The following is a 19,627-nucleotide window of genomic DNA, read 5'->3' on the forward strand; positions in this document are numbered from 1 at the left end:
ACGGCGGTTTGTTACGATAGCCCTTCACGATCGGAGATGGCACTCATGAGCACATCGAGCAAGGCCGGCACCACGAACACCACGCGTACCTTGTCCCTCCTGAAGCTGCTCCCTGGCGCCGGATCGGAGTTCGGTCCCGCCGCGTCCGACCTGCTCGCCCATGTGCTGTCCCACGATCGCTTCGATGCGGCGGCCAACGTGAGCGCGCTGCGCGAAACCTTTCGCGGCGTCACCGTCGATGACGCCATGAACGACGAATACGTGTTTCCGCTCGGGCGCACCGGCCAGTCGATCGTGCTGACGGGCTATCGCATCGCGGCGGGGTTCATCGCCGAGCGCGCCGCCGACGAGTGGCTCGAACTCGCGCACAAGGAACGTCTCGCAAGAGGCTTGCCCGCAGTTCCTCAGGGCAGCGAGCCGCACCTCGCGCCCGATCCCGCCGAAGCCGATCAGCTGCTCGACCGCGCCTACGAATGCGCCCAGCGCATCCTCGATCCGGTCGCGGGCGAGCCGGTGCTCTCGCTCTTCGAGACGCACTATCGCGGCGGACGCGAATTCCTGCGCCTCACATGGGAAGGCTTGCCGGAAGATCTCGTGCCGGAATCGCGCCGTCCGCTCGCGGCGCTCGCCGCGGCCGTGCAGAACGGCGAACGGCGTGAAAAACGCGATTACGATCCCTACGGCCTCGATGGCGTCGATGTTTACGATGTCGACCGGCCGCTCGCCTATCGCGAGAAGATCGGGCCGTTTCTTTTCACGATGACCTACCGCCACGAATATCCGCAGGTCGACGACGAACGTCTCGGCACCGCGTTCGCCGTGTTTCACGAGGCGGGCAGCGACATCGTCGCGGCGGCGGTGCGGCTGCAACTCGTCAAGGTGCCGCCGCTCACCAGCAGCGCCGATCTCGTCTATACGCTCGACACTTACTCGGGCGAAATGCTCTCGCTCGCGCTGGCGGCCACCGAAGCGCTCGGGCCCGAGCGGCTGTGCGAGGTCTTCAACGCGCATCGCGTGATCTACATCAGCCTGTGGGAAGTGCGCAAGCCGTGGCGCGGCGAAGGTCTGGGCGTCGCGCTGCTGCATCAGGCGCTGGAGCGTCTGCCGCTCGATGTCGATGGCCGGCCCAACGCGCTGTGCGTCGCGCCCGAGCCGTATCAGACGGACATGCGCCACTTCGAAAAGCTGCCCGGCGTGCTGCGCGAGGAATTGAAAACGCCGGCGAAGCGTCTCGGCGCGCATCTGACCAGCTGGCTCGAGCGCTCGAAACTGCCGATCGCGACGCACTTCTTCGTGCCGATGGCCAAGCACGCGGGCATCGGCTCGGCGGGAGAGAACGCGCGCCTGATCGACCGGATCATGGAAAGCGAGGCGTAAGCGATGCTCGTGATCGTCGACATGCAGGCGCGGCTGCTGCCGCATCTCGACGGCGGCGAGCGTCTGAGCGAGCGCGTCGGCACGTTGCTGCGCGCGGCGAATCTGCTCGACGTGCCGGTGGTCGTCACGGAGCAGAATCCGCGAGGGCTCGGCGGGACTGTCGATGCGTTGCTGGAAGAGCTTTGGTCGGCGAAGGTCGTCGAGAAACACACGTTCGATGCGACGCTCGCGCCCGCCTTCGTCGATGCACTGCCGCCCGCACCCGCCACGCTGTGGGTGGCCGGCGCGGAAGCGCATGTGTGCGTGCTGCTGACCGTGCTCGGGCTGCTGCGGCTCGGCTATCGCGTGGAGTATGTCGCGGACGCGGTCGCATCGCGACGCGCGCAAGACCGCGCCGTCGCGCTCGAACGGGCGCAGCAGGACGGCGCGCGGCTCACGACCGTGGAGACGGCGATCTTCGGCTGGCTCGGGAGTTTCAGGCATTCGCGCTTCAGGGACGTGCTCGCGCTTTTGAAGTAGATGTGTACGTCGGTCGTGATTGAAGACAGTTAGTTGCGGACTAAATGCGGCGCTTCATCCGTTTTCTATTCGAGGGCGTATACGTCGATAGACGATTACGGGAGAGCGAGCATGAAGACGACAATCTGGCTGGCGGCATGCGCGGCTTGCGTGCTGAGCGCGAACGCAGCGGCGCAAGTGAATGCGGGCGGCGCGCCGCAGCCGATGATGCAGCAGCCGATAACCGCGCAAATGGCGATGACGTCGAACGCGCCGCGCACGCGCGCCGAAGTACGCGCCGACCTCGCCCGCGCGCGCATCGACGGCACGATCCCGCGCTTCGGCAATCCCGATCCCTACGGTCCCGCACGTTCGACACGCAATGCGCCGGCGATGTATCCGGGACGTTGAGCGTCGCGGCAATATGGCAATTTCGCCATGTTCTCCTTGACGTGAAAGCGCAGGATTTACCTGCGCATGCAGCATTTACGTGCAACGGTCGTGCGCGATTCCATATGAACGCGTTGCCGCGCCTTTCGTTCGGGCGCATGGCATCGGACTTGCTGAATGTTCGCCGTCGCGGGGTCGAACGTTCGATCGGCTTACAGATCGCCGTAGGCGCGCGCCCGCGCATCCCACACACCGTGCATAGGACCCGAGCATCGGCGCTCGACCACCGACGTCGCAGTCGGTCGCGAGCGAATGCCCACGAAGATTCGAGCCAGCGCGGCGCCCTTCCGAACGAGCGAGGAGCAACCGATCGCCATGTCCCCAGCCGATACCGATCCCCATCCCCACGACGCCAGCGACGCGGCGCAAAAGCCGTCGCGCCGACGTTTCCTGCAATCGGCCGCGGCCGCCGCCGCCGTCAGCGCCGCGCCGCTCGCGCACGCGCAGCAACAAGCCGCGACGCCAGCAACCGCGCCGCCGCCCGCCGCCGTGCCGATGATGCCCGTCAAGCTCACCATCAACGGCCATCCGTACGAACTGCAGGTGGAAGCGCGCACCACGCTGCTCGACGCCCTGCGCGAATACGCGAACCTCACCGGCACGAAGAAAGGCTGCGACCGCGGCCAGTGCGGAGCGTGCACAGTGATCGTGTCGGGCCGGCGCATCAATTCGTGTCTCACGCTCGCCGTGATGCACGACGGCGAAGCCGTCACGACCGTCGAAGGCCTCGCGCCCGACGGCGACACGCTCGCGCCGATCCAGCGCGCGTTCATCGAGAAGGACGCCTTTCAGTGCGGCTACTGTACGCCCGGGCAATTGTGCTCGGCGACCGCGCTCATCGACGAATACCGCGCCGGCGACGCCAGCGCAGTCACCGCCGACGTGCGCTTTCGCCCCGCGCAACTGTCCGACGATGAAATCCGCGAGCGCATGAGCGGCAACATCTGCCGCTGCGGCGCGTATCCGAACATCGTCGCGGCGGTGAAAGCCGTCGCATCGGGCAACGCCTGAAGGAGACCCACATGGACGCGATCTCCTATCAGCGCGCCGCCGACATCGGCGCCGCGCTGGCCGCGGCGAGCCAGCCGGGCGCGATGTTCATCGGCGGCGGCACGAATCTGCTCGATCTCATGAAAGGCGGCGTAATGCGGCCGATGAGACTCGTCGACATCACGCACATCGATGCGCTCAACGGCATCACCGCGCTGCCCGACGGCGGCCTGCGGCTCGGCGCGCTCGTGCGCAACAGCGACGCGGCGAATCACGCGTGGGTGCGGGAGCGTTATCCGCTCTTGTCGCAGGCGCTGCTCGCGGGTGCATCGGCGCAATTGCGCAACATGGCGACCGTCGGCGGCAATCTGATGCAACGCACGCGCTGCGCCTATTTCTACGATACCGGCTTCCCTCAATGCAACAAGCGCGCGCCGGGCAGCGGCTGCGCGGCGATCGACGGCCACAACCGCATGCACGCGATTCTCGGCGCGAGCCGTCAATGCATCGCGACGAATCCCTCGGACATGAACGTCGCGCTCGCGGCGCTCGATGCCGTCGTGCGCGTGACGGGGCCGAACGGCGAGCGGACCATCGCGTTCGCGGAGTTTCATCGGCTGCCGGGCGACCGGCCGGATCTCGATACGACCTTGCAGGCGGGCGAACTGATTACATCGGTCGATCTGCCGCCGCCGCTTTTCGCGCAGCATTCGAAATATCTGAAGGTGCGCGACCGGGCGAGTTATGCGTTCGCGCTCGTGTCGGTCGCGGCGGCTTTGCAGATGGAGGGCAACACCGTGACGAACGCGCGCATCGCGCTCGGCGGCGTCGCGCACAAGCCGTGGCGCGCGAACGCGACGGAACGCGCGCTCATCGGCAAAACGCTCGACAAGCCGACGCTGCAAAGCGCCGCCGCGCTCGCCGTACAGGGCGCAGAGCCGCAGCGCGACAACGCGTTCAAGGTCGCGCTCGCGCAGCGCGCGATCGTGCGCGCGGTTCAACAGGCCGGAGGTGTCGCATGACTGTCATCGGAAAACCGCTCGATCGCACCGATGGCGTGCTGAAGGTCACGGGCCAGGCGCGCTATTCGGCCGACAACACCGACGCCAAGCTCGCGCATGCGGTCATCGTGACGAGCACGGTCGCGAAAGGCCGCATCGCGTCGATCGACACGAGCCGCGCGCAGCCAATGCCCGGCGTGCTGCTCGTGATGACGTATCAGAACGCGATGCGCCTGCCCAACAACGGCGTCCCCGACGCGCAGCCGCCCGCCGTGCGCAAGCTCACGCTCCTGCAGACCAGCGAGGTGCGTTACAGCAACGAGCCGGTCGCGGTGGTCGTCGCGGATTCGCTGGAACATGCACAGGGCGCGGCGCGTTATATCGACGTGCGCTACGAAGCCGCGATGCCCACCGCGGATTTCGAACGCGCGAAGGCGCAGGCCTATCAGCCGGAAAAGATGATGGGCCGCGCGATCACGACGAAGCGCGGCGACGTCGACGCCGGTTTGCGACAAGGCCCGACGCGCCTCGACGCCGTCTACACGACGCCCTACGAGCATCACAATCCGATGGAGCCGCACGCAACGCTCGCCCGCTGGGACGGCCCCAACCTCACGCTCTACGACGCGACCCAAGGCGTGTCCGGCGCGCGCAGCGCGGTGGCGAAGTTCTTCGGCATTCCGGATGACAACGTGCGCGTGATCTGCCCGTTCGTCGGCGGCGGCTTCGGCTGCAAGGGCTCGGCATGGTCGCACGTCGTGCTGGCGGCGATGGCGGCGAAGCAGACCGGCCGGCCCGTCAAGCTCGTGCTCGAACGTCCGCAGATGTTCGGCATGATCGGCAACCGGCCTTACACGGAGCAGCGCATCCAGGTGAGCGCGCGCGACGACGGCATCATGACCGGCATGCGCCACGACGTGATCTCGACGACCTCGACCTTCGAGGACTGGACCGAGAGTTCCGCGATCGTCACGCGCATGCTCTACGCGGTGCCGAATCAGTCGACATCGCACAAACTCGTGAAGCTCGACATCGGCACGCCGACCTTCATGCGCGCGCCCGGCGAGACGAGCGGCTCGTTCGCGCTCGAAACCGCGATGGACGAAATGGCGTATCAATTGAAGATGGACCCGCTCGCGTTTCGCATCCGCAATCACGCGAACATGGAGCCGCAGGAAAAGAAACCGTGGTCTGAGAAATCGCTGCTCGAGTGCTACCAGCAGGGCGCGGAGAAATTCGGCTGGTCGCGCCGCAGCGCCGCGCCGAAGTCGATGCGCGAGGGCAACACGCTGATCGGCTGGGGGATGGGCACGGCGACTTATCCGGCGAACCGCAGCGAGGCGTCGGCGCTCGCGCGCATCCTGCCCGACGGTACCGCGATGGTCGCTTCCGGCACGCAGGATCTCGGTACCGGCACTTACACGATCATGACGCAGATCGCCGCCGATGCGCTCGGCTTTCCGCTCGATTACGTGCGCTTCGCGCTCGGCGATTCGTCGCTGCCGAAGGCGCCGGTGTCGGGCGGCTCGCAATCGGCGGCGAGCGTGTCGCCGGCGGTCCGGGCGGCGTCCATGCAGGCACGCGACCAGCTCATCGCGATGGCGCTCGCCGATCGCGGCTCGCCCGTCGCCGGTCTCGCGCGCGAGGACGTGACGGTGTCCAACGGTTGGGTCGTGAGCCTGTCGAATCCGGACAGGCGCGATCCGGCCGCCGCGGTGATCGCGCGCAACGGCGGCCGCGCGATCGAAGCGGTCGCCACGACGCGTCCCGGCGACGAGAAAAAACAGTACGCGTTCCACTCGTTCGGCGCGGTGTTCGCGGAAGTGCATGTCGATGCGGATCTCGGGATCGTTCGCGTGCCACGCGTCATCGGGGTGTACGACGTCGGCACGCTGTTCAACGAGAAGACTGCGCACAGTCAGTTGATGGGCGGCATCGTGTGGGGCGTCGGCTCGGCGCTGTTCGAGAAGAGCGAACTCGATGCGCGCTATGGCCGCTACACCAACGCGAATCTCGCGGAGTATCACGTGCCGGTGAACGCGGATATCGGCATGCTGGATATCTCGTTCGTCGGCCGGCCCGATCCGCATATCAATCCGCACGGCGCGCGGGGAATCGGCGAGATCGGCATCACGGGCGTGGCGGGCGCGCTCGGCAACGCGGTGTATCACGCGACGGGCGTGCGCGTGCGAGATTTGCCGATCACGCTCGACAAGCTATTGCCGCCGATCGTGACGTAATGTGACGTGAAACGGTGCACGCGGCGGTCGACCTGACCGTCGCGTGATTTTTTGTGCTTGCGGCGCGCTTCGATGCGCCGCACAATTCCCGATTCAATCCCCATGCGAGCAGCCGCGATGAGCTATTCGTCGAACGCAACCGGCATTCTGCTGGCGGCAGGTCTGGGCACTCGCTTCGATCCGTCCGGACGCCACAACAAACTGCTCGCCACCCTGCCCGACGGCACGCCTGTCGTGTTTCAGTCGGCGCGCAGGCTGCTCGCGGTCGTCGCCGAAGTCGTCGCGGTCGTGCGTCCCGGCGCCGAAAAGCTCGCCGATGTGCTCAACGAAGCGGGCTGCAACGTCATCTTCAGCATCGATGCCGAGCGCGGCATGGGCGCGACGCTCGCCGCCGCCGTGCGGGCGACGTCCGAAGCCGATGGCTGGCTCGTCGCGCTGGGCGACATGCCGTGGATCGAGCCCGCGACGATTGAAGCCGTTGCGCGGCCGCTCGATCAGGGCGCCGGGCTCGTCGCGCCGTTCTATCGCGGCAAGCGTGGGCATCCTGCGGGGTTCGGCCTGGTGCATCGCGACGCGCTCGCCGCGCTCGACGGCGATGCGGGCGCACGCGGGATCTTTTCGACGCATGCGCCGCTCGTCGTCGAGGTCGATGATCCGAACGTGTTGCGCGACGTCGATCTGCCGAGCGATCTAGTGCAGGGTTGAAGGTCGTACGCTCGCTCTCTGTGTGATTGTCTGAAAAGTGCGTTGGCCATTCGGCCGATTGATTCGGATCATTAAGTAAATGGTAGGATCAATTCCACTCGCGATCGGCCCGGTCGCGCGGCGGACAAACTTTTCACGGGAGCATCACATGACATTCTGGAGCGAAATGCGGCGCATCGCGGATGCGCTGGCGCGCACGTTTGCGATCAACCCGCCAACGAATTACCGGGCGGCATATCCGCGAAGATCCGCCGAGGAAATGATGGACCGCGCGTGGGCGAGAACCATGTCGGAACTGCACGGCACGATCGAAGGGTATGGTCAGAATGAGCGGCGCCGTTGAGGAGCGCACGGTCCGGTACATTGCCGAACCCGTTCGAGACGAAGTAGCAGAGCCTGCCATAACACCCGGCAAGGCGTCGGTCACCGTGGCGGTGCAGGCGCACTCGTTCCGCGGACCGATGCCGCCGCCCGACCATCTCGCCCAATACGACTGCATCGTGCCGGACGCCGGGCGGCTGATCGTCGAGGAGTTTCAGATAAACGGCGAGCACGCGCGGAAAATCGAAAGCCTGAGTCTGCACGGGTCGATCCGCAAGGATATCCGCGCGCAGTTCATCGCCGGCTTTCTCGTATTGATCGGCTTCGGGCTCGTTTATGAACTCGCCGAACACGGTCACGATGGCGTCGCCATCGCGGTTGCGGTCACGCTGCTCGTCAGCGTGCTCACCGCGTTTCTGACCGGCACCGTAATGCGCGCAAACGGCGACATCGGCATTAAAGAAGCGCTCGGCGATTGATCCGCTTCAGGCGGCGATCGCCACGGTATCGCCTGGATCGGCTGCAGCAACAATCGGCAGATAACGCCTGCTGACATCGAGCAGCGTCGCACCGAATCCCTTCCTGGCCCGAAAATCCGTCCGCGCACTCGTCACCACGCGCGGCGACGCGCTCCATTCGATCCGCGCGCCGATTGCAATGAGCGCCTCGACGAGCGCCACATCCTCGCTCGACTCCAGCGGAGGAAAACCACCCGCCTGCAAATACGCCTTCGCCGCCACGCCCAGGTTCGCGCCATGAATATGCCGATGCCCGTCGGCGTCGGTATAGGTGCGGCCGAAGTGCTCGCGCACCGCACCGATATGCGGCGACCAGTCATGCACGCCGATCACGCCGCACACCGCGTCCGCGCAGCAGTCGAGCTGGCGCACGAGCCAGTCTTCCGCGACGGTCGTGTCGGCATCGGTGAACGCGAGCCAGCGCGCGCCCAGCGCCAGCGCCCGCTGGGCGCCGTGCGCACGCGCCATGCCGACATTGCGCGCCTCGATGCACGCCACGTCCGCGCCGAGCGAGCGCGCGATGTCGCCGGTCTGGTCGGTGCAGATGTCGGCCACGACGATCACGCGCGCCGCCTCGCCTAGCAGTTGATGATGATCCGCGGCGCGCCGTGCGGCCGCCACGCACGCGCCGATATGCGCGGCTTCGTTGTGAGCAGGAATGACGATCGCAAGCATTTCGGCTCCGGTTTTCGATTGTTCGGCCGCCAACGACAAGCAATCGATAGCGGCAATGGATCGTTTTCAGCAATGGCCGTTCCCATGTTTCATAACCCGAAACGCCGCCCAAATAGTTGCCGCAAAGCAGAAGATATCGATAGAATTACTGTATGGATATACAGTACTTTTCTGATTCCGCTCGCCGATGAAAAGCGTCACCATCGATCCATCGTTTGCGGCCTGGCGTACCGAAGCGCGCAATCTCCTGACGGAGGGCGTACGGCCGGAGGACGTGCTGTGGCGCGAGTCGGATGCATCGGCGACGGTGTTCGGCTGCGTCGATCCGCCCCCGCCCGGTTCGGTGGATCCGAACGCGAAGAAGCCGGTCAGGGTCGCGCGCGAATTTCTCGCCATGCTGGAGACAGCGGCGTGCTATCGCGCGCCGGATCGCTGGCCGTTTCTGTACAAGGCGCTGTGGCGCTGGACGCAGGGCGACCGCGCGATCGCGTCGCCGGATGACGCGGACGGGCATCGGCTGCGCCAGATGATCGAAACGGTCGAAGCCGAGGAGCGCGAAATGCGCAAGGTGCTGCGTTTCAGGCATCGCGATTCGTCGCTCGGGCCGCCCGAGTTCATCAGCTGGTTCGAGCCGGTGCACGACCTGCTGGAGCACGCCGCGCTGCACTTCGCCACGCGCATGGGCAGCGCCACGTGGATGATCGCCACGCCGCACGGCGCCGCCTTCTGGGATGGCGCGCTGCTGCGCGTGGATCGCACGAGCGAGCCGGAGGAAAAGCCGATGGATTTCGGCGATACCTCGATGAGCGGCGAAGCGGTGAGCGGCGACGCCATCGAGGCGCTCTGGCTCGCGTATTACGAGAGCACGTTCGCGCCGGCGCAGGCGAACGCCGCCGAAATGGCATCGCATATGCCGGTGCGCTACTGGAAAAGCCCGGCGAACGCGCGCACCGACCCCGCGCTCATTTCCCGCGCCGATCCCTATTCGCGGCGCGAGCGCCATCCGCGCAATGTGCCGCCCGAGATGGAAGTGGCCATCAATACGGATCTGGAGCCGATCAAGGGCACGCTGCTCACCGAACCGCCGTCGCTCGACGCGTGCCGGCGCTGCGCGCTTTGGCGCAACGCGACGCAGGCCGTGCCGGGCGTCGGTCCCGCCGATGCGCGCGTGATGCTCGTCGGCGAGCAGCCCGGCGATCAGGAAGATCGCGCGGGCCAGCCGTTCGTCGGCCCGGCGGGCAAGCTGCTCGACGATGCGCTCGCCGAAGCGCAGATCGCGCGCGCATCGCTGTATCTGACCAACGCGGTGAAGCACTTCAAGTGGGAAGCGCACGGCGAGGAACGCGCACATCTCGCACCCGCGCAGCGCGAGCGCGAAGCCTGCCGCTACTGGCTCGACGAAGAACTGAAACGCGTCGCGCCGAAAGTCGTCGTCGCGCTCGGAGCGACGGCGCTGAAGGCGCTCACGGGGCATCGCACGGCGCTGTCCGAGTATCTCGGCAAGACCATCGAGCACAAGGGACACATCATCGTGCCGACTTATCACCCGTCGTATCTGTTGCGTCTCGCCGACGACAACGTACGCGCGGAAGTCTTCGGAACGATCGTCGAGGCGCTGGTTTTCGCGCAGCAGATCGCGGACGGCACCGCGACCATCCGCACGCCTGTCACGGACCGCGCGCGCTAAATGCAACAGGACGAAACGAGTCGCAACAAGACGAAAGCGCCGTCAACGTTCCTGTAAGCCGCGCGTTATACCGGTGTCGCGCCGCTTTGGCGCTCACCGAAGGTCCCGACCACACCTCCATGGCCGCTCTCCCGCTCGAAGAACTCCGCCGTCAACAATCCCTCGTTGCGCTCGTGCCGAAATCGGCGGGGCAGCTGAAGACCGAACGCGAGCGCATCGTCGCGCGTCTGCAAATCCTGCTCAACGCCACGATCGCGCTGGCGCTGGCGGGCGCGGCGGTGATCGCCTGGCTGCCGTTTTCGCCGGTGCCGCACGAATTTCGCTTCGGTTTGCAGGAAGTGCTCGCCGTCGCGGTGTTCGCGTCGTGCCTGTTCATCCTCCACGAGCGCGCCGAACTCGAACTCGGACTCTACAATTTCGAGCCGGTCGAGCAGACGACGCAAGGCGAGCTGCGCGCGCTGCTGCATCGCGTGCCGGAAGGCATGTCCTATCAGCAGGCGCTTGCTGCCGACAGCCGCACCTTCGTGACCGGCGAAGTCGATGACATTCGCCGCCGCGCCGAAGCGTTCACGCCGAAGACGCTGCCCGCCGACGACGGCAACGGGGAAACCTGAGCGCCGCCGTCCGCCGCAATAAGCCGTACATCGAGCCGCCGCCTCGCCATCGCGAGGCGGCGGTTTTTTCATCGGCGCGCCAGACCGCCTGGCTTGACGTGTGCCCCCGCGACTCCTTCAATACGTGACAGATGCCGCAACCTGCGCTCAAACTGTCACGGTCCAGGACGCAATCTGTGTCTGCGCCATGCACTTTCCGGGCAAGATGCGCCCAAAGCGCCCGGGCATGGCGGGTGCTTGCCAAACCCGAGCCCCGCGCGAATTCGCGGACCATCGAAACCAGGCCACGTCACTTGCAGGAGCCAGGATGCGAGCCACTCCCCTTTCCACGTTGCGCGACGACCTCGCGACCGCGCTCGTTCCCGACGAGCCGAGCGCCCCGCCGCCATCCGCGGAAGCTGCCACACCGTCCGACGCCGATTACGCCGAGCTCGCCGCGTTCCACGGCATCGAGCGCGAGCGTCTGGTGCTGATCCATCCGGGCAGCCACCATGCCGCGCCGGCGTGGCCCGCCGAGCGTTACGCCGATGTCGCCGACCAGCTCGCCGCCGACGGCTGGCAGATCGCCATCGTCGGCGACGCGCCCGAACCCGAGCGCACCGCCGGCGTGCTCGGCGCGATGCAGACGGCCGCGCTCTTTCTCGCGGGCGCCGTCGCGCCGGCGATTTTGCCGCGCCTGATCGCGAACGCGCGCCTGCTCCTGTCCGACGATGCCGCCGCGTCCTCGCCCGTCGCCGCGGCCCGTGCGCTCGGCACGCCGCATATCGTGCTCGCCGAGCATCCGCGCGATATCGGCAGCGACGCGATCATCGCGCGCGCCCGGGCCGCGCTCTCGAACACCGGCGACGCGCATCCTGGCCAGCCGTTCACGCTGCACATGCCGGCGGCGCACGAGTCCGCGTAGCATCGATCCACCCATCGGGGGACACCATGAAATTCGACATGCAGACCAATCCCGTTCCGGATCCCGTCGCGGACCCGAACCGCGATCCGGAAGCCGATCCGCTCACGCCGCCCTCGCCGGGTCATCGTCCGGACGAGCCGCAGCATCCCGACGCGCCGCCCGACAAGGACCCGATCCGCCGCCTCTGATCCTACGGGAATTCCCGCCCTACATTCCGCCGCAGCGCCTGCCGTAAAGCGGGCATGCGGCGGCGTGCGCCGTCGCAACGGACAACGCAAAGAGGCGACGGGCGCAACATGAACAGAATGACGTTGAACAGAAAGCTCGGCTCGATGATCGCCGTGCTGTGGATCGGCTTGATCGCGATCGGGATCATCGGCGCGTGGCAGAACCGGACGTCGATGATCGACGACCGCAAGGAACAATTGAAGACCCTCGTCAACGAGGCGCACGCCATCACCGCGCACTACGCGGCGCTCGCGGCCAACAAGACGCTCACCGAAGACGAAGCGAAGAAGCGCGCGCTCGAAGTGGTCGGCGCGATCCGTTACGGCACGGATGGCTATCTCTCCATCAACGATTCGCGTCCGACGATGGTGATGCACCCGATCAAGCCGGCCATGAACGGGAAGGATCTGTCGGCCTATACCGATCCGGCGGGCAATCGCCTGTTCGTCGATATCGTCAAGGCGGGCGATCAGCCGGGCGGCGGCTACATCAGCTATCTGTGGCCGAAGCCGGGCAGCGACAAGCCGGTTTCGAAGCTCTCGTACGCGCAGCGCTTCGGGCAGTGGGACTGGTACCTCGTCACGGGCATGTACATGGACGACGTGCAGAGCGCGTTCTACGCGAGCGCGTTGCGCTGGCTCGCGATCACGGCGCTGCTTGGCGGCATCGCGACGGCGGCGATGCTCGTGGTTCTGCGCAGCATCAGAAGAAATCTCGGCGGCGAACTGGAACTTGCGGTCGGCGCGGCGCATCGCATCGCGCGCGGCGACCTGACGAGCGCCGTCGACGTCCATCCGAACGACACGACCAGCCTCCTGCACGCGCTCAGCGTGATGCAGCGCGGGCTCGTCGAGACCGTTTCGCGCGTGCGCAACGGCACCGAGAACATCAACGTGGGCGCGTCGGAAATCGCGGCGGGCAATACCGATCTCTCGCAGCGCACCGAGGAGCAGGCCGCCGCGCTCGTGCAGACCGCGTCGAGCATGGATCAGATGACCGCCAACGTGAAGAACAACGCGGACAGCGCCACGCAGGCCGCGCGGCTCGCGGAACAGGCGGCGGATGTGGCGACGCGCGGCAGCGGCGTCGTCGACGACGTGATCGACACGATGACGCGCATCACCGCGAGTTCGCAGCAGATCGGCGACATCATCGGCGTGATCGACGGCATCGCGTTCCAGACCAACATCCTCGCGCTCAACGCGGCTGTCGAAGCGGCGCGCGCGGGCGAACAGGGACGCGGCTTCGCGGTCGTCGCGGCCGAAGTGCGCAGCCTCGCGCAGCGCTCCGCGACGGCGGCGAAGGAGATCAAGGCGCTCATCGAGACCTCGACGCAGACGGTGCAGCAAGGCGCGTCGCTCGTGACGAACGCGGGCTCGACGATGACCGAGATCGTGCAATCGGTGCGCCGCGTGAACGAGATTCTCGACGAGATCAGCCACGCGTCGCGCGAGCAGAGCGCGGGCATCGAGCAGGTGAACCGCGCGGTCGTCGAGATGGATCAGGTGACGCAGCAAAACGCCGCGCTCGTCGAAGAGGCGGCGGCGGCCGCGCATTCGCTGAAGGATCAGGTGGATGTGCTGCGCGAGGCGATCGGGAGTTTCAGGCTGCCGGCGTGAGGCTTTCGATCACGTGAGTCAGGCGAGGAATCGTTCGACGAGCCTCGCCCAGTACGCTGCGCCGATCGGCAGATTCTTGTCGTTGAAATCGTAATGCGGGTTGTGGACCATGCAGCCGTCCTCACCCGCGCCGTTGCCGAGACGCAGGAACGAGCCCGGCCGCTCTTGCAGCATGAACGCGAAATCCTCGCTGCCCATCAGCAAATCCGCGTGCGCGACGACATTCTCTTCGCCGACCAGCTCGCGCGCCACCTGAATCGCGAACTCCGTTTCCGCGTCCGAATTGACGACCACCGGATAGCCTTCCAGATACTTTACGGTCGCCGTGGCGCCGTAGCTCGCGGCCTGCGCTTCGACGAGTTCCTTGATGCGGCGCTTGAGCAGCACGCGCACCTGCGGGTCGAACGAACGCACCGACAGTTCGAGCGTCGCGCGATTCGGAATGACGTTGTTGACCGTGCCCGCGTGCATCGAACCGACGGTGACCACGGCCGGCTGCGCCGGATCGACATTGCGCGCGACGATCGTCTGCAGCGCCATCACGATGCTCGCCGTCACGACGACCGGATCGACCGACAGATGCGGACGCGCCGCGTGGCCGCCGACGCCTTCGATCACGATCGACACCTGATCGCCCGCCGCCATGAACGGCCCCTTGCGGAACAGGAACGTGCCCGGCTGCGCGCCGGGATGGTTGTGCACGCCGAACACGGCATCGCAATGAAAGCGCTCGAACAGGCCTTCCGCGATCATTTTCTGCGCGCCGCTCGGCACGCCGTGCTCTTCCGCCGGCTGAAAGTACAGATTCACCGTGCCGTTGAAACGCCGCGTGCGCGCGAGATGGCGCGCGGCGCCGAGCAGCATCGTCGTGTGGCCGTCGTGGCCGCACGCGTGCATCTTGCCGTGCGTCTCGCTTGCATAGGGCTTGCCGGTCTGCTCGATGATCGGCAGCGCGTCCATGTCGGCGCGCAGGCCGATGCTCTTCGCGCCATCGCCCGCTTTCAAGGTGCCGACGACGCCCGTGCCGCCGACCCCGCGTGTCACCTGCCAGCCCCACTCTTCCAGCCGCTCGGCGACGAGCGCCGCGGTGCGCGTCTCCTCGTAGGAGAGCTCGGGATGACGGTGGATATCGTGGCGGATCGCGCGCAGCGACGGGGCGTCGTCGGAGAGATCGGCGATGACGGTGAGGTTTGCGTTGGACGGAGTTGGCATGGAGAAGGCCTTGCAGATACGTGGAAAACGGCGGACATGATCCTCCAGATGGGCGGAGGTTTCCAGTTCTGTGTGGGATTTTTTTGGGCTGTTCGGAGATTTTAGGGGAAAGCGCTTGGGGTTAGGCTGTAGTCGGCCAGTAGACGCTCAACCACGCATATCGGTCTTGCCAACGTTCGCCAGGAATGAACAGTATCGCGGACGTTGGCGGCGTCGAGTCGAAAGAGGCGAACAGTCGCTTACAAGGAAAGACGTTCGGATAACTTGCGTCCGGAAGTTCTTTGACAAACATTCAAGATTGCGGACCAAACCAGTTGATTGCGAAGACCTCCGCAACTAGCGTTGCCGACGCTCGATTTGTTCTGAAGAAAATGACGACTTTCAGATGCTCGCGGCCTGAAAATCATCGCGCGACCGCAGTAATCACGCATTCTCGCTTCTGATGTTCCTCTTCGTACGAAAAATCTCCGTTTGGCGTATACCATGTTTTACGCATCCATCCGCTTCGAAGCGTACCCACAACCTTGAGCGAACTTCTCGCCAGCTGCAAAGAAGCCGCCTTTTCAATGACGTTGCCATTTGCCGAACATTGCATGCGCTGCAAATTATTGCAGCCCGCCGGCCTACCACCCCAAAGGGGCCAAGGATCCTGATTGCCAAAGTCATTCTGTATCAACGGGACCGGATCAACGTTGATTTGTTCGACTAGGTAGCGCAGTAGTTCGGCTAGTCGCTCCCCGCACAGCGAACTGGGAGTTCCGCCTTTCGTATCGGTATATCGCGGCGTGACTACTTTCTCCCACGTCTCTCTGAGCGTCCATTTAATTCCCGCAAGTTTGTCGCTTGGACTCATCCACATAACAACTTCAGCGGGCTCGTCGTTAAGGGTTGTTTTGAAGCTTACAAACCTTGTTCCATTCTCGTCCTGGTGCCATACGTGCGTTCGTTGTCCTAGGTACGAGATGATCTGCGAACTACTTGCTCCGCGTGACGGATAACCAAACTCGGCAAAGTTGATAGTCTTTTGCAATGGCGGCGAAATATTTGTGACGGCGCCACCCGGATTAGGCGTTGCTTTATCAGCTGGGTTCGAAGTAACAGGTGGAAACATTATCCTGATTAAAGTGGAGAATACCATCATGCTGCATTGCGTTTTGTCAGCAATTACTTTAGGTAGGTCCGCCTCCAAAACGGCTCTCTTTCCTTCGGCATTTTTTATACTTCCACCGAGCGAAACTTTCGGATCCGCCAGCTTTTTGAATAGCTCGCTCAATTCCGCTTTGCCTTCAGCTTTCAACTGATATTCGCTGGAGCTGTATTCGATCGGTGCTGTCTTACACAATCGGTCTGCCGTGTCCGTTACGATCTTCATCTGAGCTTCGGTGACTTCGGCCGCACTCCCGCCTCGTAAAAACGAGAAAAAAAAGAAAAACAGAAAGAGTTTTGATTTCGGCGAGCGCATACCCTCTCCTATGTTACGAGTGTCTTACAAAGCAAGCTTTGTAAGTATAGGCAACGATCTCGACTGTTAGAAGCGGCCGAAATGGGTTGGGACCGGCCGCAGCGATAGCTCGAGTTCGAGCGGCGGCTCAGGGGTCGATGTGCGCACTTCTCCGGAATTGATCGGTTAAGCCCAATCGCGCACGATCGACCGCTTCACCCCAAAAACCGATCAATCACTCCCGCAAGCTTCTCAAACGCCGGTGCAATCTCCTCATCCGGCACACACGCATAGCCGATCAGCAAGCCCGATTCCGCATCCGGCCGATGCGCGTAATACCCTGACAACGGCCGCACCACGATGTCCTGTTCCAGCGCCGCAGCAGCGAGCGCGCGATCGTCTACGCCTTCGGGCAGCTTAAGCACGAGATGCAGTCCCGCATCACCCCCGGCGATCGCGAGCGTGTCGCCATACCGCCCGGCGATGGTCGCGAGCAACGTGTCACGGCGCTGACCATAAAGCGCGCGCATACGCCGGATATGCGACGTGAAATGCCCCTGCTCGATGAATTCCGCGAGCACCGCCTGCTGCAGCAGTTGCCCCTCGCGGTACAACTCGGCACTCGCCGTGGCAAAACTCTCCGCGAGCGCCTCCGGCACGACGATATAGCCGATGCGCAACCCCGGAAACAGCGTCTTCCCGAAACTCCCGACGTAAATCACCTGCCCCGCCGTATCCATGCCCTGCAGCGACGCGAGCGGCCGGCTGCCATAGCGAAACTCACTGTCGTAATCATCCTCGACGATCCAACAGCGATGCTGACGCGCATATTCGAGCAGCATGCGGCGGCGCGCGAGGCTCATCACCATGCCGAGCGGATATTGATGCGACGGCGTGACCAGCATCAGCTTCGGCGGCGCTGCGAGATCGGCGGGCGTCGGCGCGATGCCTTCCGCGTCGGCGGGAATCGCCTTGAGATCGAGTCCCGAAACCTGCAGCACGCTGCGCACGCCCCAGTAGCACGGATCTTCGGTCCAGATCGTGTCGCCGGCATCCGCGAGCAGGCGCGCGGCGAGATCGATCGACTGATGGATGCCCGTCGTCACGATGATCTGTTCCGGCATGCAACGCACCGATCGCGACGTGCGCAAATAGTGCGCGAGCGCATCACGCAAGCCCGCGTGGCCGCCGCCGGGCGCGTAAGTGAGCAGATCGGGCAGCGGCCTGCGCCAGTATTTCGCCTGCAGACGGTTCCACACGCGCGACGGAAAGCGCGACACATCCGGCACGCCCGGCATGAACGCGCCGCCCTGGCGCTTCGAGACGCCCGCGCCGGAAATCAGCCGCGCGCCGCGCGCGGAGAGCGTCGAATGCGTGTCCGGTTGTGTAGCGGCGGCGGGCGGCGCGTCGTCGAACAGGATGTCGTCGGGCGTGCTGTCCGCGACGAAGGTGCCGCGCCCCGTCGCCGACGACACGTAACCTTCGAGCGCGAGCTGCTCGTAAACCTGCGTCACCGTATTGCGCCCGACGCCCAGCTCCGTCGCCAGCAGCCGCGACGACGGCACTTTCGCGCCCGCCGCAAGCTCGCGCGTGAGGATCGCCTGCTGCAATAGCCGATGCAGCTGACGGTAGATCGGCTGGCCGTTCGCGCGGTCGATGCGTTGCGCGAGCCAGTCGGAAAGCACGCTTGCGCGCGTGGTCATCGGATTGGCTCCTATAGATTTATTGAAATGGCTCTGAACTTGAGGGCCAAATCTTACTATAGTCGTCTTTAAATTCAGTCGGCCGACATGGCCACCCATCGACATGCGCTCTCGCGCGAAGGAGATTCCTGTGAGCACCCCCCTCAAGAACGCCGATCTGCACGCCCGCAAAAATGCCGCGACCCCGCGTGGCGTCGGCGTGATGTGCGATTTCTACGCAGCGCGCGCCGAAAATGCGGAGCTGTGGGACGTCGAGGGCCGCCGCTTCATCGACTTCGCGGCGGGCATCGCGGTGTGCAACACGGGACATCGTCATCCGAAGATCGTCGAGGCGATCCGCGCGCAACTCGACTGCTTCACGCACACCGCGTATCAGATCGTGCCGTACGAGTCGTATGTGTCGCTTGCCGAGAAGATCAGCGCCCGCGCGCCGGGCTCGCACGCGAAGAAGGCCGCGTTTTTCACGACCGGCGCGGAAGCCGTCGAGAACGCAGTGAAAATTGCGCGCGTGGCGACGGGCCGTCCGGGCGTGATCGCGTTCACGGGCGGCTTCCACGGCCGCACGCTGATGGGCATGGCGCTCACCGGCAAGGTCGCGCCGTACAAGATCGGCTTCGGGCCGTTCCCGTCGGACGTCTATCACGCGCCGTTCCCGAATGCGCTGCATGGCGTGTCGGTGGAGGATTCGCTGCGCGCGATCGAGCATCTGTTCAAGGCGGATATCGAGGCGACACGCGTCGCGGCGATCATCTTCGAGCCGGTTCAGGGCGAAGGCGGCTTCAATCCGGCGCCGGCCGAATTCGTGCGCGGACTGCGCAAAATCTGCGACACGCACGGCATTCTGCTCATCGCCGATGAAGTGCAGACCGGCTTCGCGCGCACCGGCAAGCTTTTTGCGATGGAGCATTACGACGTCGCACCCGATCTCATGACGATCGCGAAGTCACTTGCGGGCGGGATGCCGCTGTCGGGCGTCGTCGGCCGCGCGGAAGTCATGGACGCGGCGGCGCCGGGCGGTCTGGGCGGTACGTATGCGGGCAATCCGCTCGCGGTGGCGGCGGCGCACGCGGTGCTCGACATCATCGACGACGAAAAGCTCTGCGAGCGCGCGACGGTGTTCGGCGACAAGCTCAAGGCAAAGCTCGAAGCGCTCAAGGGCGAGGTGCCGCAGATCGCCGATGTGCGCGGGCCCGGCGCGATGATTGCTGTGGAGTTCTGCAAGCCCGGTTCGCGTGATGCGGATGCGGCCTTCGCCAAACTCGTGCAGACGCGTGCGCTGGAGCGTGGGTTGTTGCTGCTCGTGTGCGGTGTCTATTCGAACGTCGTGCGGTTTCTGTTTCCGCTCACCATTCAGGAGCAGGTTTTCGAGGAAGCTGTCGGCATTCTCGAAGAAGTGTTGACGGAAACGGTTGGTGTCGGGGTTTGAGTTTTTCTCACCGACAAA

At 65.0% G+C, this 19,627-nt stretch carries 19 protein-coding genes; 15 read left to right on the forward strand and 4 right to left on the reverse strand.

Annotation, left to right across the window (positions count from 1 at the left end; all coding sequences use genetic code 11):
• Positions 1-45: 45 nt before the first annotated feature.
• The 9 genes from AWB80_RS10595 (at position 46) to AWB80_RS10635 (ending at position 8,061) form a co-directional block, all read left to right on the forward strand.
• Positions 46-1,377, forward strand: a complete 1,332-nt coding sequence (locus tag AWB80_RS10595; protein WP_061174678.1) for a hypothetical protein — start codon at positions 46-48, stop codon at positions 1,375-1,377.
• A 3-nt stretch (positions 1,378-1,380) separates the two neighbouring features.
• On the forward strand, positions 1,381-1,896 hold the full coding sequence (locus tag AWB80_RS10600; protein WP_061174583.1) for an isochorismatase family protein: 516 nt from the start codon (positions 1,381-1,383) through the stop codon (positions 1,894-1,896).
• 111 nt (positions 1,897-2,007) lie between these two features.
• Positions 2,008-2,286 carry a DUF4148 domain-containing protein gene (locus AWB80_RS10605; RefSeq protein WP_061174584.1) on the forward strand — a complete coding sequence of 93 codons (279 nt, stop codon included), beginning with the start codon at positions 2,008-2,010 and terminating at the stop codon, positions 2,284-2,286.
• 354 nt (positions 2,287-2,640) lie between these two features.
• Positions 2,641-3,336 (forward strand): 2Fe-2S iron-sulfur cluster-binding protein, encoded by a 696-nt coding sequence (locus AWB80_RS10610; protein WP_061174585.1) that lies wholly within the window; start codon positions 2,641-2,643, stop codon positions 3,334-3,336.
• An 11-nt stretch (positions 3,337-3,347) separates the two neighbouring features.
• The gene (locus tag AWB80_RS10615; protein WP_061174586.1) at positions 3,348-4,337 is read left to right on the forward strand and encodes an FAD binding domain-containing protein; all 990 of its coding nucleotides are present in this window, start codon (positions 3,348-3,350) and stop codon (positions 4,335-4,337) included.
• Positions 4,334-6,556, forward strand: a complete 2,223-nt coding sequence (locus tag AWB80_RS10620) for a xanthine dehydrogenase family protein molybdopterin-binding subunit (protein WP_061174587.1) — start codon at positions 4,334-4,336, stop codon at positions 6,554-6,556. Before AWB80_RS10615 ends, AWB80_RS10620 begins: the two co-directional genes overlap by 4 nt.
• Positions 6,557-6,673: 117 nt before the next feature.
• On the forward strand, positions 6,674-7,261 hold the full coding sequence (locus tag AWB80_RS10625) for a nucleotidyltransferase family protein (protein ID WP_061174588.1): 588 nt from the start codon (positions 6,674-6,676) through the stop codon (positions 7,259-7,261).
• Positions 7,262-7,427: 166 nt separating this feature from the next.
• On the forward strand, positions 7,428-7,604 hold the full coding sequence (locus AWB80_RS43920; protein ID WP_208635632.1) for a hypothetical protein: 177 nt from the start codon (positions 7,428-7,430) through the stop codon (positions 7,602-7,604).
• A complete protein-coding gene (locus AWB80_RS10635; RefSeq protein ID WP_244206465.1) occupies positions 7,588-8,061 on the forward strand; it encodes a DUF2335 domain-containing protein in 474 nt (157 codons plus the stop codon). Before AWB80_RS43920 ends, AWB80_RS10635 begins: the two co-directional genes overlap by 17 nt.
• Positions 8,062-8,067: 6 nt before the next feature.
• On the opposite strand, the gene AWB80_RS10640 is transcribed toward AWB80_RS10635, so the two are convergent.
• Positions 8,068-8,775: a glycosyltransferase family 2 protein gene (locus tag AWB80_RS10640; RefSeq protein WP_061174680.1), complete on the reverse strand. Its 708-nt coding sequence runs from the start codon at positions 8,773-8,775 to the stop codon at positions 8,068-8,070.
• Positions 8,776-8,962: 187 nt separating this feature from the next.
• Here AWB80_RS10640 and AWB80_RS10645 point away from each other — a divergent pair, with 187 nt between their 5' ends.
• The 5 genes from AWB80_RS10645 to AWB80_RS10660 all read left to right on the forward strand — a co-directional run bounded on the left by AWB80_RS10645 (position 8,963) and on the right by AWB80_RS10660 (position 13,827).
• Positions 8,963-10,462, forward strand: coding sequence for a UdgX family uracil-DNA binding protein (locus AWB80_RS10645; RefSeq protein WP_061174590.1), 1,500 nt, complete (start codon positions 8,963-8,965; stop codon positions 10,460-10,462).
• Positions 10,463-10,581: 119 nt separating this feature from the next.
• The gene (locus tag AWB80_RS10650; RefSeq protein ID WP_061174591.1) at positions 10,582-11,076 is read left to right on the forward strand and encodes a hypothetical protein; all 495 of its coding nucleotides are present in this window, start codon (positions 10,582-10,584) and stop codon (positions 11,074-11,076) included.
• Between the two features lie 307 nt (positions 11,077-11,383).
• On the forward strand, positions 11,384-11,980 hold the full coding sequence (locus tag AWB80_RS10655) for a glycosyltransferase family 9 protein (protein ID WP_061174592.1): 597 nt from the start codon (positions 11,384-11,386) through the stop codon (positions 11,978-11,980).
• A 26-nt stretch (positions 11,981-12,006) separates the two neighbouring features.
• The gene (locus tag AWB80_RS44350) at positions 12,007-12,168 is read left to right on the forward strand and encodes a hypothetical protein (RefSeq protein WP_167390443.1); all 162 of its coding nucleotides are present in this window, start codon (positions 12,007-12,009) and stop codon (positions 12,166-12,168) included.
• A 117-nt stretch (positions 12,169-12,285) separates the two neighbouring features.
• Positions 12,286-13,827 (forward strand): methyl-accepting chemotaxis protein, encoded by a 1,542-nt coding sequence (locus AWB80_RS10660; RefSeq protein ID WP_061174681.1) that lies wholly within the window; start codon positions 12,286-12,288, stop codon positions 13,825-13,827.
• Positions 13,828-13,845: 18 nt separating this feature from the next.
• Here AWB80_RS10660 and AWB80_RS10665 read toward each other — a convergent pair whose 3' ends face one another.
• The 3 genes from AWB80_RS10665 to pdxR form a co-directional block, all read right to left on the reverse strand.
• The gene (locus tag AWB80_RS10665; RefSeq protein ID WP_061174593.1) at positions 13,846-15,039 is read right to left on the reverse strand and encodes a M20 aminoacylase family protein; all 1,194 of its coding nucleotides are present in this window, start codon (positions 15,037-15,039) and stop codon (positions 13,846-13,848) included.
• A gap of 403 nt (positions 15,040-15,442) precedes the next feature.
• On the reverse strand, positions 15,443-16,501 hold the full coding sequence (locus AWB80_RS43180) for a hypothetical protein (protein ID WP_143328005.1): 1,059 nt from the start codon (positions 16,499-16,501) through the stop codon (positions 15,443-15,445).
• 194 nt (positions 16,502-16,695) lie between these two features.
• The gene (gene pdxR, locus AWB80_RS10670) at positions 16,696-18,183 is read right to left on the reverse strand and encodes a MocR-like pyridoxine biosynthesis transcription factor PdxR (RefSeq protein WP_061174594.1); all 1,488 of its coding nucleotides are present in this window, start codon (positions 18,181-18,183) and stop codon (positions 16,696-16,698) included.
• 103 nt (positions 18,184-18,286) lie between these two features.
• Between pdxR and gabT the strand changes: the two genes are divergently transcribed.
• Positions 18,287-19,609 (forward strand): 4-aminobutyrate--2-oxoglutarate transaminase, encoded by a 1,323-nt coding sequence (gene gabT, locus AWB80_RS10675; RefSeq protein WP_061174595.1) that lies wholly within the window; start codon positions 18,287-18,289, stop codon positions 19,607-19,609.
• Positions 19,610-19,627: the final 18 nt, after the last annotated feature.

It is taken from the genome of Caballeronia pedi (assembly GCF_001544915.2).
Lineage (GTDB): Bacteria > Pseudomonadota > Gammaproteobacteria > Burkholderiales > Burkholderiaceae > Caballeronia > Caballeronia pedi.

Excerpts from the sequence above, each read along its gene's own strand:
- AWB80_RS44350 (WP_167390443.1), top strand. The coding sequence starts at position 12,007 with ATGAAATTCGACATGCAGACCAATCCCGTTCCGGATCCCGTCGCGGAC.
- AWB80_RS10615 (WP_061174586.1), top strand. The coding sequence starts at position 3,348 with ATGGACGCGATCTCCTATCAGCGCGCCGCCGACATCGGCGCCGCGCTG.
- AWB80_RS10610 (WP_061174585.1), top strand. The coding sequence starts at position 2,641 with ATGTCCCCAGCCGATACCGATCCCCATCCCCACGACGCCAGCGACGCG.
- AWB80_RS10600 (WP_061174583.1), top strand. The coding sequence starts at position 1,381 with ATGCTCGTGATCGTCGACATGCAGGCGCGGCTGCTGCCGCATCTCGAC.
- AWB80_RS10645 (WP_061174590.1), top strand. The coding sequence starts at position 8,963 with ATGAAAAGCGTCACCATCGATCCATCGTTTGCGGCCTGGCGTACCGAA.
- AWB80_RS43180 (WP_143328005.1), bottom strand. The coding sequence starts at position 16,501 with ATGCGCTCGCCGAAATCAAAACTCTTTCTGTTTTTCTTTTTTTTCTCG.
- AWB80_RS10665 (WP_061174593.1), bottom strand. The coding sequence starts at position 15,039 with ATGCCAACTCCGTCCAACGCAAACCTCACCGTCATCGCCGATCTCTCC.
- AWB80_RS10655 (WP_061174592.1), top strand. The coding sequence starts at position 11,384 with ATGCGAGCCACTCCCCTTTCCACGTTGCGCGACGACCTCGCGACCGCG.
- AWB80_RS10660 (WP_061174681.1), top strand. The coding sequence starts at position 12,286 with ATGACGTTGAACAGAAAGCTCGGCTCGATGATCGCCGTGCTGTGGATC.
- AWB80_RS10640 (WP_061174680.1), bottom strand. The coding sequence starts at position 8,775 with ATGCTTGCGATCGTCATTCCTGCTCACAACGAAGCCGCGCATATCGGC.
- AWB80_RS10635 (WP_244206465.1), top strand. The coding sequence starts at position 7,588 with ATGAGCGGCGCCGTTGAGGAGCGCACGGTCCGGTACATTGCCGAACCC.
- AWB80_RS10625 (WP_061174588.1), top strand. The coding sequence starts at position 6,674 with ATGAGCTATTCGTCGAACGCAACCGGCATTCTGCTGGCGGCAGGTCTG.
- AWB80_RS10605 (WP_061174584.1), top strand. The coding sequence starts at position 2,008 with ATGAAGACGACAATCTGGCTGGCGGCATGCGCGGCTTGCGTGCTGAGC.
- AWB80_RS43920 (WP_208635632.1), top strand. The coding sequence starts at position 7,428 with ATGCGGCGCATCGCGGATGCGCTGGCGCGCACGTTTGCGATCAACCCG.
- AWB80_RS10650 (WP_061174591.1), top strand. The coding sequence starts at position 10,582 with ATGGCCGCTCTCCCGCTCGAAGAACTCCGCCGTCAACAATCCCTCGTT.
- AWB80_RS10595 (WP_061174678.1), top strand. The coding sequence starts at position 46 with ATGAGCACATCGAGCAAGGCCGGCACCACGAACACCACGCGTACCTTG.
- pdxR (WP_061174594.1), bottom strand. The coding sequence starts at position 18,183 with ATGACCACGCGCGCAAGCGTGCTTTCCGACTGGCTCGCGCAACGCATC.
- AWB80_RS10620 (WP_061174587.1), top strand. The coding sequence starts at position 4,334 with ATGACTGTCATCGGAAAACCGCTCGATCGCACCGATGGCGTGCTGAAG.
- gabT (WP_061174595.1), top strand. The coding sequence starts at position 18,287 with ATGCGCTCTCGCGCGAAGGAGATTCCTGTGAGCACCCCCCTCAAGAAC.